The 15,612-nt window shown below is 68.7% G+C and carries 14 protein-coding genes; 12 read left to right on the forward strand and 2 right to left on the reverse strand.

Annotated elements, in window-relative coordinates; all coding sequences use genetic code 11:
• Positions 1-705: glutaminyl-peptide cyclotransferase (locus VN419_RS01655; protein WP_325643760.1), on the forward strand; the 705-nt coding region annotated here is incomplete at its 5' end.
• Here the strand turns inward: VN419_RS01655 and lgt are convergent.
• Positions 702-1,496: a prolipoprotein diacylglyceryl transferase gene (gene lgt, locus VN419_RS01660; protein ID WP_325643762.1), complete on the reverse strand. Its 795-nt coding sequence runs from the start codon at positions 1,494-1,496 to the stop codon at positions 702-704. The genes VN419_RS01655 and lgt overlap by 4 nt on opposite strands.
• 202 nt (positions 1,497-1,698) lie before the next feature.
• Here lgt and VN419_RS01665 point away from each other — a divergent pair, with 202 nt between their 5' ends.
• The 3 genes from VN419_RS01665 (at position 1,699) to VN419_RS01675 (ending at position 5,223) form a co-directional block, all read left to right on the forward strand.
• Positions 1,699-2,487: a hypothetical protein gene (locus tag VN419_RS01665; RefSeq protein ID WP_325643764.1), complete on the forward strand. Its 789-nt coding sequence runs from the start codon at positions 1,699-1,701 to the stop codon at positions 2,485-2,487.
• Between the two features lie 137 nt (positions 2,488-2,624).
• On the forward strand, positions 2,625-4,796 hold the full coding sequence (locus VN419_RS01670) for an adenylate/guanylate cyclase domain-containing protein (protein ID WP_325643766.1): 2,172 nt from the start codon (positions 2,625-2,627) through the stop codon (positions 4,794-4,796).
• A 19-nt stretch (positions 4,797-4,815) separates the two neighbouring features.
• Positions 4,816-5,223 (forward strand): bacteriohemerythrin, encoded by a 408-nt coding sequence (locus VN419_RS01675; protein WP_325643768.1) that lies wholly within the window; start codon positions 4,816-4,818, stop codon positions 5,221-5,223.
• Here the strand turns inward: VN419_RS01675 and VN419_RS01680 are convergent.
• On the reverse strand, positions 5,220-5,981 hold the full coding sequence (locus tag VN419_RS01680) for an exodeoxyribonuclease III (RefSeq protein ID WP_325643770.1): 762 nt from the start codon (positions 5,979-5,981) through the stop codon (positions 5,220-5,222). The two genes, VN419_RS01675 and VN419_RS01680, sit on opposite strands and share 4 nt — an antisense overlap.
• Before the next feature lie 129 nt (positions 5,982-6,110).
• Here VN419_RS01680 and VN419_RS01685 point away from each other — a divergent pair, with 129 nt between their 5' ends.
• The 8 genes from VN419_RS01685 (at position 6,111) to VN419_RS01720 (ending at position 15,609) form a co-directional block, all read left to right on the forward strand.
• Complete coding sequence (locus VN419_RS01685; protein WP_325643772.1) at positions 6,111-7,259, forward strand: alginate O-acetyltransferase AlgX-related protein; 1,149 nt, start codon at positions 6,111-6,113, stop codon at positions 7,257-7,259.
• A gap of 412 nt (positions 7,260-7,671) precedes the next feature.
• Complete coding sequence (locus tag VN419_RS01690; RefSeq protein WP_325643773.1) at positions 7,672-8,973, forward strand: aminoacetone oxidase family FAD-binding enzyme; 1,302 nt, start codon at positions 7,672-7,674, stop codon at positions 8,971-8,973.
• Positions 8,970-10,400: an MATE family efflux transporter gene (locus VN419_RS01695; protein WP_325643774.1), complete on the forward strand. Its 1,431-nt coding sequence runs from the start codon at positions 8,970-8,972 to the stop codon at positions 10,398-10,400. The genes VN419_RS01690 and VN419_RS01695 overlap by 4 nt, the downstream gene beginning before the upstream one ends.
• 82 nt (positions 10,401-10,482) lie before the next feature.
• The gene (locus VN419_RS01700) at positions 10,483-12,102 is read left to right on the forward strand and encodes a glycosyltransferase (protein ID WP_325643779.1); all 1,620 of its coding nucleotides are present in this window, start codon (positions 10,483-10,485) and stop codon (positions 12,100-12,102) included.
• Between the two features lie 242 nt (positions 12,103-12,344).
• Complete coding sequence (locus VN419_RS01705) at positions 12,345-13,145, forward strand: hypothetical protein (RefSeq protein ID WP_325643781.1); 801 nt, start codon at positions 12,345-12,347, stop codon at positions 13,143-13,145.
• Positions 13,142-13,918, forward strand: a complete 777-nt coding sequence (larB, locus tag VN419_RS01710) for a nickel pincer cofactor biosynthesis protein LarB (protein WP_325643783.1) — start codon at positions 13,142-13,144, stop codon at positions 13,916-13,918. The genes VN419_RS01705 and larB overlap by 4 nt, the downstream gene beginning before the upstream one ends.
• A gap of 7 nt (positions 13,919-13,925) precedes the next feature.
• Positions 13,926-14,903, forward strand: coding sequence for a LarC family nickel insertion protein (locus tag VN419_RS01715; RefSeq protein WP_325643785.1), 978 nt, complete (start codon positions 13,926-13,928; stop codon positions 14,901-14,903).
• A complete protein-coding gene (locus VN419_RS01720; RefSeq protein WP_325643787.1) occupies positions 14,818-15,609 on the forward strand; it encodes a DUF3431 domain-containing protein in 792 nt (263 codons plus the stop codon). Before VN419_RS01715 ends, VN419_RS01720 begins: the two co-directional genes overlap by 86 nt.
• The last annotated feature ends 3 nt before the right edge of the window (positions 15,610-15,612 follow it).

The raw sequence follows: 15,612 nt of genomic DNA on the forward strand, positions 1-15,612 counted from the left end.
AGCCTGCGCCGCGTGGACCCGGCCACGGGCCGGGCGCTGGCCCGCGTCGAGCTGCCCCGGAAGCTCTTTGGCGAAGGACTGGCCCTGTGCCCGGAAGCGGCAGCGGGCGGCACGCAGCGCCTCCTCCAGCTCACCTGGCGCGAAGGGCTCATCCTGGCCTACGCCCCGGATACCCTGCGCCTGCTGTCCCGCCACCGTCTGCGCGGCCAGGGCTGGGGCCTGGCCTGCAAGGACGCGGAGCTGACGCTGAGCGACGGCACGGCCACCCTGCGCTTCCTTGATGCGCAGAGCCTGGCCGAGACGGGCAGAACCCTGCGCGTGTGCGACGGCGGCCAGCCCGTGGACCGGCTGAACGAACTGGAATGGGTGAACGGCTGGCTCTTGGCCAATGTGTGGCAGGAGGACAGGATCGCGGTGATACGGCCCGACACGGGGCAGGTGGCGCTGTGGCTGGACCTCGCGCCCCTGCGGCACGAACTTTCCGAGCTTTCCGGTCAGGGCAGCCAGGCCGCGCAGGCCGAGGCGGCCAACGGCATCGCCTTCGACCCCAAGGCGGACCAGGGGCGCGGGGCGCTGCTGCTCACGGGCAAGCGCTGGGACACGGTCTTCGTCACCGCCCTGCCCGAGCGTGTGCGCCGCCCGCCGGAAGCGTCAGGCGGGCAGCCGTTGTTGCAAATGCCCACCGCGCCGGCGAAGCCCCACTAGGCGCGCGATGCCTTGGGCGAGCCCTGGGGCCTGAGCATCAGCCACAGGCCAAGGACGATCATGGGCAGGCACAGAAGCTGGCCCATGCTGAAGAAATCGAGCGCCACAAAGCCCAGCTGGGCGTCCGGCTGGCGGAAGAACTCCACAAAAAAGCGGAAGCAGCCGTAGCCCAAAAGGAACAGCCCGCCCACGGCCCCGCGCGGACGCGGCTTCAGCGCATACACCCAGAGGATGACGAACAAGAGCAGGCCCTCAAGGGCGGCCTCGTACAGCTGCGAGGGATGGCGCGGCAGCGGCCCGCCCGTGGGGAAGACCATGGCCCAGGGAACGTCCGTCACCCGGCCCCACAGCTCGCCGTTGATGAAGTTGCCGATGCGCCCGGCAAGCAGTCCCGGCGGCACCAGGGGCGCGATGAGATCGCCCACTTCCAGCAGGCCTTTGCCGATGCTGCGGCCATACAGCCAGCACACCAGCACCACGCCCGCCACGCCGCCGTGGAAGCTCATGCCCCCGCGCCAGATGGAGAAGCTTTCCAGGGGGTTGGCCAGGTAGTAGGCGGGATCGTAAAAGATGACGTAGCCAAGCCTGCCGCCCAGCACCACGCCCACCACCAGCCAGGTGATGAGGTCGTCCACCTGGGCGGCCGTCCAGCCGGAGCCGGGGCGCGAGGCCCGCCAGCGGCCCAGCCACCAGGCGGAGGCGAAGCCCACCGCGTACATGAGACCGTACCAGCGCGCGGCCAGAGGACCGATCTGCAGGGCCACGGGGTCGATGACGGGATAGGTAAGCATGTTCTCTCCGGGCCGTTCGCGCGGGCGCGGCCTGTTTGTTTCCTGTTTGAAAGTGCGCTAGAACAGTGCAGAATCCGCAGGCGGGGCGGCGCGGAATTGCTTCGGCACAGCACGGCGCGGCCAATCGCGGTCAGGATTCGGACTTTTTGCCCCCCGCGTCAACCCCATTCCCCGGCCTGGCCGGGGCGAGAGGCAGCCTCCCATGGCTCTGAAGGATAGCGAAAAGGACGGCCCGAAGGCCCAGAACGGAGCTCAGAACGAGCTGGACATCCTGGAAATGCCCGTGGAGGCCCTGGCCGCCTACTGGCTGTCCATCAAGAAGCTGCTCGACACCAAACGCGACAAAGCCCTGCTCTCCCTGGAGCTTGAAAACACCGGTGAGCGCTTCATCCGCCACCTGCTCGACGCCGCCCTGTCCGGCCACGACGCGGAGCTTTCGCGCTCCCTGGCGCGCGCCAAGGCTCAAACGCTTCTGGCCGAGGCCCGCCGCCGCTTCGAAATGATGCGCCTGGCCCTTGTGGGCATCGCCCAGGGCGAGAACCCGCGCCTCACCTTCATCCGCCTGTCCAGCCTCATGGGCGGCGGGGCGCTGACCGAAAAGCGGGCCTTTGAGCTGGCCCACGGGCTCATGTCCACCCTGGGCGAAAAGGACGCCAGCCTGCCGGTGCTGCTCTCCGTGGACCACAAACAGAAGGACGACCGCCTGGCGGTGAAGCTTTTGTTCTACGCCCTGGCCGCGCGCCGGAACGGCAAGCAGGCCCTGCACGAGTACCTGCCCCATTTGAAGCCCAGCATCTTTGCCGAGGGGCTTTCCCTGGCGGCGGACGGCTTCGAGGCCGAGTTCGTCTCGCGCCAGGTGGCGGCGCTGCGCGACTTCGCGCTCGCTGCCGCGCGCAGGAAGATGCGCATGGCCGCGGAGATGAGCCTGGCCATCAAGGCCGGCCTCTCCTACGACGACGTGTTCCGCGTGGCCCGGTCCTTCATGGCTTGATTTCCTCGGCCTTTTTTTCGCAGCTTCCCATATTTTCCGTTTTTTACCTTGCGACAGGGCCTGCAAGGGCATAGCCTCGCTTCTATCCATACTTCTCCGTCGCGTCCCCCCGCTGCGGAAAATGGCAGGGAGCAGACATGGCAGCTGATGGCGAGCAGACCGGACCCACAGGCCGCAAACTCGGCTTGCGCACGGCCATAGTGCTCTGTTTTTTCGCCTTCGGCCTGCTTCTGGCCGGACCACCCACCTGGTACAACTATCTCCGCAGCTCCGAGACGGCCCTCGAGGTGGCCCAGGACCTGATCGAACAGGCGGGAGACGAGGCGCAGCTGCGCACGCGGCTTTTGATCGAGCCCCTGCACTTCCTGGCCGACCACGCCAGCCTGCTGCCCGGAAGCGCCGCCAGGCTCGACAGTTTCGAGCACCCGCTGCTGTCCCTGCAGCTTGAGGTGCTCACCGACAATCCCCAACTTTACTCCACCTACTTCGCGGAGGGCGACGGCGGCTTCCTGCAGGCGGTCTCCCTTGCGGGCAGGCCCGCGGTGGCGGCCAAGCTGGGCGCGCCGCCAGAGGCCCGCTTCTCCCTGCGGCTCATCACCGTCCAGGCGGAAGGCCGCCTGGAACGCTGGCGGCATCTGGACGCGGACCGCAAAATCATGGGCGAGACCCCGCCCCGTCCGGCGGACTACGACCCCCGCCAGAGGCCCTGGTTCGTCCGCGCCGCGCAGATGGACGGCACCGTGCGCACGGACCTGTATCTCTTCAACAGCACCGGGGAGCTTGGGCTCACCGTGTCGCGCCGCATTCCCGCCGGGCGGCCGCTGGTGTTCGGCGTGGACATGACCCTGGAGTCCCTGTCCGGCTTCCTCAAGGGGGAGCGCCTGGGTCCCTCCGGCCTGTTGTTCATGTTCGACTCTCGCGGCGTGGTCATCGGCCACCCGGACCCGCAGCGCGTCGTGCTGCGGCCAGAGGGCGGGGACGCGGCGCAGCGCGCAACGGTGCGCAACCTGGGCGATCCCGTGGCCCTGGCGGCCTTCGCCCAGTTCGAGGCGGGCGGCGGGCGGCCGCTGCCCCTGGGCCCCCTGCGCGTGAATGGAACGGAGTACCTGTGCCAGGTGCGCCGCGTGGATGAACTGGGCGGCACGGACGACTTCCTGGCCTTGGTGGCCCGGGTGGACGATTTCACCGGCCCCCTGGCCCGCACGCGCAACACCAGCATGTTCTTCGCCCTGGGCCTCATCCTTGTGGCCGTGCCCATCCTGGGCTTTGCCGCCAGTTCCTTCGGCAAGGGGCTCATCCGCCTGGCCGTCGAGGCCGACCGAATCCGCAAACTGGACCTGGCCTCCACCGAGCGCCTGGATTCGCCAATCGCCGAGATGGACCAGCTGGGCACGGCGGTTGCGGGCATGCGCAGCGCACTGCATTCCTCGGTGTGCTACCTGTCCAAAAGCCTGGTGAAGCAATTCCTGGAAAGCGGCGTGGACCCTGTGCTCGGCGGCGAACGCAAGGTGATCACTCTGCTCTTCACCGATGTGCAGGACTTCACCCCCCTGGCCGAAAATCTTCCGCCGGAAGAGCTCATGCAGGCCATGAGCCAGTACTTCGAGGCCGTGGCCCAGGCCATCCTCGACGCTGGCGGCACCATCGACAAATTCATCGGCGATGCCGTGATGGCCTTTTGGAACGCCCCGGTGGAGGACCCGGACCATGTGGCCAAGGCTTGTCTGGCCGCCCTGCGGCTGTCCAAGTCCTCCCGCGAGCTGAATGAACGACGCGCGGCCGAGAATCTGCCGCTCTTGCGCACACGCGTGGGCATCCATACGGGCGCGGCCGTGGTGGGCAACGTGGGCGCCAGCGACCGCATGGACTACACCGCCCTTGGCGCCAACGTGAATCTGGCCAGCCGCCTGGAGGGCCTGAACAAGTTCTACGCCACCAGCATCCTGGTCAGCGGCGAGGTACGCCAGCGGGCCAAGGGCGAATTCCTGTTCCGCTCCGTGGACGTGGTGGTGCCCAAAGGGGCCTCGGCCGCGCATGCGGTGTTCGAGCTGGTGGGGGCCCTGCCCGCCAGCCCCCATGCGGATGTGGCCGCGCCGCGGGCCATGCTGGGCTTCTGCTCCCGCTGGGAGCGGGCCATAACCCTGTACCGCACCGCCCAGTGGGACAAAGCCCTGGACGAGTTCACGGCCCTGGGCGGCCAGCGCCCGGACGACCAGCTGGCCGCCATGTACGCCACCCGCACCCGCCGCCTGCTGGAGAACAAGCAGGGACGGGACTGGAAGGCCATCATGCGCTTCAAGGACAAGTAACAGACGGGGAGGAAGGAGCATGTCCATCGTGGCCTGGGACGATTCGCTTTCCATCGGCGTGCCGGAGATAGACGCCCAGCACCAGCGGCTCATCGGGCTGGTGAACGAGGTGGACAAGGCCGTGCGGGAACGGCACGGGACCGACATCGCAACCAGCGCCCTTCGGCGGCTGTGCGACTATGCGGTGGAGCACTTCGCGGCCGAGGAAACCCTCATGGACCCGGACACGTACGCCGACTACGACCGGCACATGGCCGCGCACATGGACGGCACTGACAAGGCTCTGGAGTTCCTGCAGGCCGTGGACGAGGACAAAGAAGTGGACATGGCCGCCTTTCTGGACTTCCTGACCCGCTGGGTGCGCGAACACATCCGCGATGTGGACCAGGGCCTGGGCCGCCACCTGCGCGAAAGCGGCCGCGTCTAAACGATCTCCACGCCCACCGGGCAGTGGTCGCTGCCCATGACCTCGGGATCGATCCAGGCGGCCTTCACCCGGTCCTTCAGCTCGTCGGAGACGAAGAAGTAGTCGATGCGCCAGCCCACGTTCTTGGCCCGGGCATTGGCGCGGAAGCTCCACCACGAGTAGTGCCCCGGCCCTTTCTCGAACTGGCGGAAGGTGTCCACGTAGCCGTGGGCCACAAACTTGTCGAGCCAGGCGCGCTCGATGGGCAGGAAGCCGGAGGTCTTTTCGTTGGCCTTGGCGTTTTTGAGGTCGATTTCGGTGTGCGCGGTGTTGAAGTCGCCGCCGACCACGATGGGCTTGGCGCCCCGCAAGCTTTCCGCCTGTGCCAGGAAGGCGTCGTAGAAGCCCAGCTTGTAGGCCAGGCGCTCCTCGTCCTTCTGCCCGTTGGGGAAGTAGATGTTGAAGAGGTGGAAGTCCGGGTATTCCAGATGCACCACCCGCCCCTCGCCTCGGTAACGCGGGTCCTCAAGGCCGAAGCTGTGCGCCAGAGGCGGCGTTTTGCAGAAGCAGGCCGTGCCGGAGTAGCCCTTCTTGCCCTTGGACCAGTTCCACACGCCGCTGTAGCCGGCCGGGTTCAACTCCGCCTCGGAGAGCTGCTGCGGCTCCACCTTGGTTTCCTGAAGCATCACCACATCCGCGCCGCACCCGGCCAGCCAATCCACAAAGCCTTTGCCCAGTGCGGCACGAAAGCCATTGACGTTCCAGGAAATTATGCGCATGGGCAGCCTCCGGCTGCGGGCCTTGCCTGGCCCGGTGTTGGGGTGTAGACAGCACGCGTCTTCCCTGTACAGGCAGCCGCGCCGGCTGCGCAAGCTCAAACCCGGAAGCGATACCGCCAGCAACACCCCATGCGACTGCCCAAAAACCGATTTCTCGCCAGCCTGCTGTTCGTCCCCGCAGCGCTGATTCTGCTCCTCGCCCTGGGTGAGCTGTATTTCCGCATGGTCAGCCCCGCGCCGGACGTGCCCGCCCTGGCCATGCGCGACGGCGTGCTGCGCCACCAGCCCGGCCAGCAGGGCACCTATCGCGACCATGAGGCCAGCGCGCCCTTTGCCATCAACGCCCAGGGCTGGAACTCCGGCCGGGCGGCCTACCCGCAGGAGCGCCCGCCGCGCAGCTGCCCGGCCCTGCGCATCGCCGTTGTGGGCGGCGCCCTGGCCGAGGCCCTGGAAGTGCCGCCCCAGGCCAGCCTGGCCGAAGACCTGGAACGCGAGCTGGCCGCCCAGCCCTGCGGGATCGAGGTGTTCCGCTACGGCATGGACGGCGCGCCCCTGTCGCAGCACCTGCTCATGGCGCGCAGGGCCGTCCTGCCCGCCAGGCCGGACATACTGGTGGTGCTGCTCGCCCCGGAAGACATCGCCGCCAGCCACCAGCCCGGAGGCGGCGCCCTGGCCGCGCATTTCCAAAAACTGCGCCTGGACGCCGAAGACACGGTGGAGGAGCTGCCGCCCCTGCCTTATGCGCCCACTTTCAGCGAACGCCTGCGCCAGGCCAGCGCCCTGGTGCGCCACCTCACCGGGCCGGAAGGCCTGCGCCCGGCCCTGGCCCAGCGCCTGCTGCGCCGTCCCAGGCCGGACCGCCGCTTCGAGGCCGCGGCCACTGCGGCGGCGGAACCCGCCACGGCCAGGGAGGAGCGCGAAGCTTTGGACCGCCGCGCGGCGCGCTATCTTTTCGGACAGCTGAAGGCCGAGGCCAGCGAGGCCGGGGCCAGGCTGCTGGTGGTCATGGACGGCGCACGCGCAGAGCTGGAAAGCGGCGCGGCCGGAACGGAGCTGGAACGGGCCCTGGAGCAGAACCGCCTGGCCGCTGCCGAGGCCGAACTGCTTGGCGTCGCCTTTCTTGATCTGCACCAGGCCTTTGCCGAGGACCTGCGCTGGCACAAGAAACCCTTCGGCAGCGGCGACGGTCAGTGGAACGCCTACGGGCACGCCGTGGCGGCCAGCGCCGTGGCCGAGAAGCTGAGCGCCCTTGGCTGGCTGAACGGACCGTCGCGCTGATTCCCGCAGGCCGCCTGGCCCGCCCTCCCAATCCGCACCACGCAAAAAGGCCCGCCCTTCCGTAAGAAAGGCGGGCCGAAATGCCGAAGCCCCCGCCGCGCGCCGTCATTCAGAAAATGCGGCGGGCGGCAAGGCGCAGCGAAAGTTCACCGGCGGGGCAACCCCGGCCTAGTGCTCGTTCTTGCTGCTCTTCTTGATGACCACGAGGCCAGCGATGGTGCCGAACAAGCCGAAGAAGAAAAAGAAGAAATCCATGACCCACCCCTTGTGCGCGCTGCCGCGCGAAGTATTCGGAGCCGCGCTCCGGCGGAAGGCTTAGCACAAATCAGGAAGGATGCAAAGGGTCTGGCCTCGCGCAAAGGGGCGAACGCTCCGGCTTGTGTTCCCTGCGGGCATCTCCTACAAACACGGCATGACCGAACACTCCTCCCCCATCGCACAAAGCGCCGCGCAGACCATCACCCCCGACGCCGACATCCTCATCCTGGGCGCCGGCCCGGCCGGACTCATCTGCGCCCTCACCGCCGCCCGCCGCGCCAAGGCCGCCAAGCTCCGCCGCGAAATCCTGCTGGTTGACCAGGACCGCACCCCCGCGCGCAAGCTCAAGGCCTCCGGCGGTGGGCGCTCGAACTGCACCAACCTGAACGCAGCGCCCGCGCACTATCTTTCCAAAAACCCGCGCTTCACGGCCCAGGCGCTCAAACGCTACACGCCCGCGCAATTCCTGGCCCTTTTGCAGGAGCTCGGCCTTTCGGCCAGCGAGGAAGACCAGGGCAAAATGTTCTGCGACCAGGGGGCGCAAGCCCTGGCCGAGGCCCTGGAAAAGGCCTGCCGCAAGGCGGGCTGCCGCTTCCTGTGCGGCCGCCCGGTGACGGGCCTGATTCCGCCCGCCGGACACGAAGGCGCGGAGCCCGGCGGGCTCTACCAGGTGGAGACGGAGCACGGCCCGCTTTACGCCCCGCGCGTGGTGCTGGCCCTGGGCAGCCCGGCCTGGCCCGCCCTGGGCGGCACGGACATCGTCGCCCGCCTGGCCGGGAACCTCGGTCTGACGCACGTGCCCGCGCGCCCGGCGCTCACGCCCCTTGTGCTCTCCGGCGCGGAGGCCGCGCTTTGCCGCGAGCTCACGGGCTTGAGCATCAACGCCACTCTGAGCCTGGGCCCGGACAGCGCCTGCGGCGGAGCCAGCTTCACCGACGGGCTTCTGTTCACGCACCAGGGCCTTTCCGGCCCGGCGGCCCTGCGCCTTTCGTCCTACTGGCGGCGCGGCGAGGAAATCACCATCAACCTGGCCCCGGGCGTGGACATGGCCGCTCTGCTGCGCCAAAGCGGCCGGGGCAAGGCCCTGGCGCGCACCATCCTGAGCGAATTCATGCCGCGCAGGCTGGCCGAGGCCCGGCTGAAGGCCCTGCCCCAGGGCATGGCCGCAAACGTGCCGGACAAGCGCCTGGCCGAACTTTCCCGCGCGGAGATGGACGCCCTGACGCAGGTGGTCTGCCACTGGCGCGTGACGCCCAAGGCCACGGCGGGCATGGCCCGGGCCGAGGCCGCCAGCGGCGGGCTGGACACGGACGCCTTCTCGGCCAAGACCATGCAGTGCAAGGCCTTGCCCGGGCTTTTCGCCGTGGGCGAAGCCCTGGACGTGGCCGGAGATCTGGGCGGCTTCAATCTGCACTGGGCCTGGGCCTCGGGCTTTGCGGCCGGGCAGGCGCTATGATCGCCGGCTGGCTGAAGGAGCGCTGGGAGGGCACCTGCGGCTGCGCCGAGGTGCTCCGCGTGGGCGCGCCGCTCATGATCAGCATGGGCAGCACCACGCTCATGCAGTTCACGGACCGCATCTTCCTGGGCTGGCACGATGTAAGCGAACTGGCCGCGGCCGTGCCCGGCGGACTGGTGTCGTTCCTGCTGGTGTCGTTCTTCATGGGCGCGGCTTCCTGCGTGGGCGTGCTGGTGGCCCAGTACCACGGCGCCTGCCGGCCGGAACGCGTGGGCCCGGCGCTGTGGGCGGGCGTGTGGTTCAGCATCGCGGCGGGCATTCTTCTGGCCGCCCTGGCCGAAACCGGCGCGCCCCTGTTCCGTCTGGCCGGGCACCCCGCGTCCGTGCAGGGGCTGGAGGCCGACTACTTCCGCATCCTGACCCTGGGCGGCGGGTGGATCGTGCTGGCCACGGCGCTTTCAGGCTATTTCTCCGGCCTGGGACGCACGGTGCACGTCATGGCCGTGAATCTCCTGGGCGCGGCGGCGAACATTCCGCTGGACTACGCGCTGATCTTCGGCCGCCTTGGCGCGCCGGAGCTGGGCATAGAGGGCGCGGCCATCGCCACGGTGCTCGGCTCGGTGCTGAGCTGCCTGCTCTTCGGACTCTTGCTGCTGGCGCCGGAGGCGCAAACCCGGCACAGGGTGCGCTCATCCTGGCGCTTCGACGCGGACATGCTTGCGCGGCTTCTGCGCGTGGGCCTGCCCGCCGGGGTGCAGTTCTTCCTCGACATCATGGCCATCACCGGCTTTGCACTCCTGCTGGGGCGCATGGGCCTGGTGGCGCTCTCGGCCACGAACATCGCCTTTTCCATCAACGGGCTCACGTATCTGCCGGTCATCGGGCTCTCCATCGCCGTCAGCGTGCTGGTGGGCCGCAGCCAGGGGCAGCAACGGCCCGACTTGGCGCGCCGCGCCACGTTCAACGCCCTGTTCCTGGCCCTGGTCTGGATGGTCGGCGTGGGCCTGTTGTTCGTGCTGGCCCCGGGCCCGCTGCTCGACCTGTTCCAGTCCGCCTCGCAGAAGGTCGCCCCCCAGGACGGCGGGGCCTCCTTCGCGGACATACGGGAAATGGGCATTGTGCTTTTGCGCTACGTGGCCCTCTACAGCCTGGCCGACGCCGTCAGCATCGTCTTCTTCGGCGCGCTGAAAGGCGCGGGAGACACGCGCTTCGTCATGCTCGTCATGCTGGCGGCCAGCGTCTGCGTACTCATCCTGCCCGCGTGGTGGCTGGTGGAGCAGGGCCTGGGCGGCATCCACGGGCCCTGGCTGTGCCTTTCGGCCTACATCTGCTTCCTGGCCGCCTGCTTCGGCCTGCGCTTCCGACACGGGGCCTGGATGAAGCGGCGGCTCATCGAAGCCGCGCCTGGAAAAAACTGCCATACGTAGTCTGGCACGGATAGTGAATGACGCGGCCCGACGGCGGCCCCCCCGCTCGTATCGGCCAATCGCACAGGAACAGGAGCCGCGCATGAACGAAAATTATTTCAACATCATCTACGAAGGCCTTTCAGGGGAGCTGAGCGCGCTTCCACCGGAAGGGCAGGTGACGCATTTTGAAAACTACCGGACCAACCACAACTTGGACCGCACCGTCGCCATCTGCTACCTGAACCGCTTCCTGGCCTCCGTGCGCGAAGGCGCCACCTGCGCGGTGAAGCCCCTGGAATACCTCATCGACAAGTGCCTGCAACTTTCCCCCTTCGACATCGTGAACCTGCGCACCCCGGCGGTCATGGCCGACCCGGAGAACAGGATCAAGATTGAGATATTGGACAAGACTAACGCCTCCCCCGAAGACTTCAGCATGATTGAAAAGCTGAATCTGAAACGCGAAGTGCAGGATGTTTCGGAGTTCCTGCGCAAACTGTTGCAGATGTTTCCCAACTACGCCCTGGCCGCGGGCCTGCTGCTGCGCACGGACCACATGCTGGGCCAGCGCCCGGACTGGCTGGCTGCGTTCCACTGCCCCAAACGCCTGCAGGATGACTTCAACTCCATGCTGTTCCAGCATTACGCGGCCATAGGCTGCGCCGACGAGGCCGAGGCGCTCTGGGCCGGGCTGCCGCCGCGCGCCAAGCGCGAGGTGGGCCTGAACTGCGCGGCCGAGGTGGCCCGCAGGCGCGGCGACACGCAAAAGGCCATCGAGCGCTACGAGCGCTCCTTCCGCCTGGATCCCAGCCAGGGAGCCGTCTATTTCCGCCTGCGGGAGCTCAAAAACCCCAGCGTCATGACAAAGGGCCTGCTGGGCCTGCGCCGCGTGGCCATCTGCCTGTACACCTTCAACAAGGGCAAGGTGTTCGAGTCCACGCTGAAAAGCCTCGCGGCCTCGAACATCGGCGATGCGAGCGTAACGGTGCTGGTGAACGGCTGCAGCGACGACAGCCTGGCCGTGGCCGAGGCCGCGCGCGCGCTGTTTCCCAACAACCGCTACACGGTCATCAACCTGCACGTGAACATCGGCGCGCCCGCCGCGCGCAACTGGCTCATCAACCTGCCGGAGAACAAGGACACGGACTACGTGGCCTTTCTGGACGACGACGTGGACGTGCAGCCCGACTGGCTGGAGTGGTTCCTCAGCGTGGCCGAGACAGACCCGAAGATCGGCGTCGTGGGCTGCAAGGTGGTCTTCCCCGGCCAGCCCGCCATGTACCAGTACCTGTTCCGCTACGTCAGCGTGGCCTACAACGACCTGCTGCGCCTGAGCCTGGGCTCCCCGGACCACCAGTACGACACCGGCGAGTACGACTTCATCCGCGAGACGCGCTCGGTCATGGGCTGCTGCCACTTGCTGCGCACCGCGGCCCTGCGCGACGAGCCCTTTTTCGACATCCGCTTCTCGCCCTCGCAGGTGGACGACATCGACCACGACCTGTGCCTGTGCCTGGCCGGGTGGAAGGTCATGTACTGCGGCCTGGTCGCCTGCCAGCACCATCAGTCTTCCGGCGTGGGCCTGCGCAGCACCCCTTCGGACTACGCCCGCACGGGCAACGCCGTGGGCAACGACGTGAAGCTGTACCACAAGCACTTCAACAACCTGGAGCGGCTGCGCGAGCTGGACAACCTGAGCCTGCTGCCCACCGGGAAATAGCCCCGCCCGGCAGCGGCCGGCTTGCAAAACTGCCGGCGACGAAAATCTGACACGCCGGAACAGGCAACCACCCTGTTCCGGCGTGTTTTTTGGCGCGCGGCCCTACTCCCCTTCCGGGAAGCGCCCCTTACCACCCCTTAACAGGCCTTCCCGGCCATGCTACAAGCCATGCCTCACGGCACAGCGCGGCGAAGGCCACGCCCCACGCCCTGCCCAGGGACGACACCGCCAGGACGACACGCATGGACCAACGCCTTGAACGACTCCTCGACCTCTTCCGCCAGCACGGCCCCGTGGCCGTGGCCTTTTCCGGCGGGGTGGACAGCACCCTGACCCTGTGGGCCGCGGCGCGCGCCCTGGACGGCAAGGCCCTGGGCGTCAGCATCCGCTCGGAATTCATCTGCCGGGCCGAACACGAACGCGCGGAGCGCATGGCCGCCTTCCTGGCCGAGGCCGTGGGCGCGCGGGTGGCTGTGTGCGGCGTTTCCGTGCTGGAGCATGCGCGCCTGCGCAGCAACCCGCCGGACCGCTGCTATTTGTGCAAGCAGCTGGTGCTGGCCCAGGTGCGCGCCGAGGCCCGGGCGGCCTATGGCGAAGATTTCCGGCTGGCCGACGGCACCAACGCCGACGACGACCCGGCCCGTCCGGGCCTGCGCGCCGTGGCCGAAGCCGGGGCCCTTTCACCCCTGGCCCTGTGCGGCATCGACAAGGCGGGCGTGCGCGAACTGGCCCGGCAGCTTGGCCTGCCCAACGCCGAGGACCCGTCCAACTCCTGCCTGGCCACACGCGTGCCCACGGGATCGGAGCTGACCTTTGCGCGACTCACGGCAATCGAGGGCATGGAGCGCGCCGCGCGCGACCTGGGCCTTGTGGACCTGCGGGCGCGGCTTGTTCCGGGGCCCCTCGACGGACAGGAAGGCGACGCCGTGCGCCTGCTGGTGCGGCCGGGCCAGCTGGTCTTCGCTCAAAGCCTGGCCACACGGCTGGAGGAGCGCGCGCGCTTCATCGGCTTCACACATTTCGCATTGGGGGAACGCACGTGAACGTAGACAGCCTGCTGGAAGACTTCCGCCAGGGCCGCCTGAACGCGGAGGAACTGAAGCGCCAGCTCCTGGGCCAGAGCATCGGCGATTCCGGCTTCGCCCGGCTGGACCACCACCGCCTGCTGCGCAAGGGCCAGGCCGAGGTGGTGTTCTGCCAGGGCAAGACGCCGGAGCACGTGGGGGCCATCTTCCGCGAACTGGCCGCGCGCACGGGCCGCGTGCTGGGCACCAGGGCCGACGCCGCGCACTTCGAGGCCGTGAAGGACATGGACGGCGTGCGTTACGATCCCCTGTCGCGCGTGCTCTGCGTGGAGGCCGCGCCCGTGAACCCCGTGGGCAAGGTCGTGGTGGTCAGCGCAGGCACGGCCGACATCCCCGTGGCCGAGGAGGCCGCGCGCACGGCCGAGTACCTGGGCAGCGTCGTGCTGCGCCGCTTCGACTGCGGGGTGGCGGGCATCCACCGGTTCCTCTCGGTTCTGGACGACTTTCTGGACGCGCGCGCCGTGGTGGCCGTGGCGGGCATGGACGGGGCGCTGCCCTCGGTGGTGGGCGGCATGGTGGCCGCGCCGGTCATCGCCGTGCCCACCAGCGTGGGCTATGGCGCAAGCTTCGGCGGCCTGGCCGCGCTTCTGACCATGCTCAACTCCTGCGCTTCGGGCGTCAGCGTGGTGAACATCGACAACGGTTTCGGGGCCGGGTACATGGCCCATGTGATCAACGCCCAGTGCGAAGCCGCACGCAAAGGCAACGGCGAAGCCGAAAGCAAAGGATAACCCCCCAATGAAAAACACACAGACCACCCTGTACCTCGAATGCTCCCTCGGCGTCTCCGGCGACATGCTGCTGGCGGCCTTGAGCGACCTGCTGCCCGACGGGGCCGACATTCTGGCCTCCGCCGTGGCCGCCCTCGGCCTGCCCGGCGTTTCCGTGCGCATAAGCGAGCAGATGGTCCAGGGCATTCGCACCCGGCGGGTGGAGGTGCTGGAGGAAGCCGCCCAACCCCTGCGCCACCTGAAGGACCTGACGGACATAGTGAACGCCGCGCCCGAGGCCCACTGGCCCGCGCAGGTGAAGCAGCTGGGCCTGGCCGCCCTCACCCGCCTGGCCGAGGCCGAGTCCAAGGTGCACGGCGAGCCGCTGGACCAAATCCATTTCCATGAGGTGGGCGCGGTGGACACCGTGGTGGACGCCCTGGGCTCCATCCTGCTGGCCCACGCCAGCGGGGCGGTGCGCGTGGTGGCCTCGCCCGTGAACCTGGGTTCGGGCTTCGTCACCTTCTCCCACGGGCGCTTCCCGGTGCCCGCCCCGGCCAGCGCGGAGCTGGCGCGCGGCATGCGCACCTTCGCCACCGACTCCGGCATGGAGCTGGCCACGCCCACGGGCCTGGCCGTGCTGAAGACCCTGGCCCACGCTTACGGCCCGCTGCCGCTGGGCAGCATCCAGTCCCTGGGCTACGGCTCGGGCACGTATTCCACCGGGGCCTACCCCACCTTCCTGCGGGCCTACCTGCTGGAGGCCGAAGCGGGCAAAAGCCACGACCACGGGCACGCTCACGAACATGGGCACGACCACGAACATGGAGAACACGGCACCGCATACTACGGGCCGCACGGCCATGAAGACGGCAACCAGGGCCAGGGCCGCCACGTGCACACCAAGCACGAGAACGAACATGACCACGGGCATGACCACGGGCATGAGCACGAACATGGCCACGGACACCGGCACCAGGGCCGGCACGGGCATGACCACGGCTGAGCCGAAGCACTCTGAGACCGGCCTGGAGCTGGTCGTCGCGCGCTACCGCGAGGACCTCTCCTGGCTGCGCGAACTCGGCCTGCCCGCCAGCGTATACAACAAAGGCCCGGAGCCGCCTGCCGGGCTCTTGCCGCAGGGCGTGCGCGTAACGCCCCTGCCGAACATCGGGCGCGAGGCCCACACCTACCTCACGCACATCGTGGAGCGCTACGCGGACCTGCCGGAATGCACGGCCTTCCTGCAGGGCAATCCCTTCGCGCATCTGGCCCCGCCGGAGGAAACCCCGGTGACGCCCGCCGCCCTGCGGACCCGGCTGCTGGAGCTTGCCGCCGCGCGCAAGCCCTTTGCCGGGCTGGCCTGGTTCCGCCTGCGCTGCGACGGCCAGGGCCGCCCGCACGACCTGGCCGACCCGGCCAAGGAAGGCCGCTGGCTGGGCTGGGGCAAGGACATCCCCGTGGCCGCCACCTTCGAGGCGCTCTTCGGCGTTCCGGCTCCGAGGGAATTCATCGCCCGCGCGCCCACAGGCAACATGCTGGTGCGCCGGGAGCGCATCCTGGCGCGGCCCCTTGATTTCTACCGCCGCGCCCTGGACCTCGTGCTGACTGATCCGCAGGACGCCGAGAACACGGGCCACGCCTTCGAGCGCCTGTGGCAGGCCATTTTCTCCGGCGTGCCCAACATGCCCGACGCGCCGGGCCCGCGCTAGCGC

Source organism: Humidesulfovibrio sp. (assembly GCF_035560995.1).
GTDB lineage: Bacteria > Desulfobacterota > Desulfovibrionia > Desulfovibrionales > Desulfovibrionaceae > Humidesulfovibrio.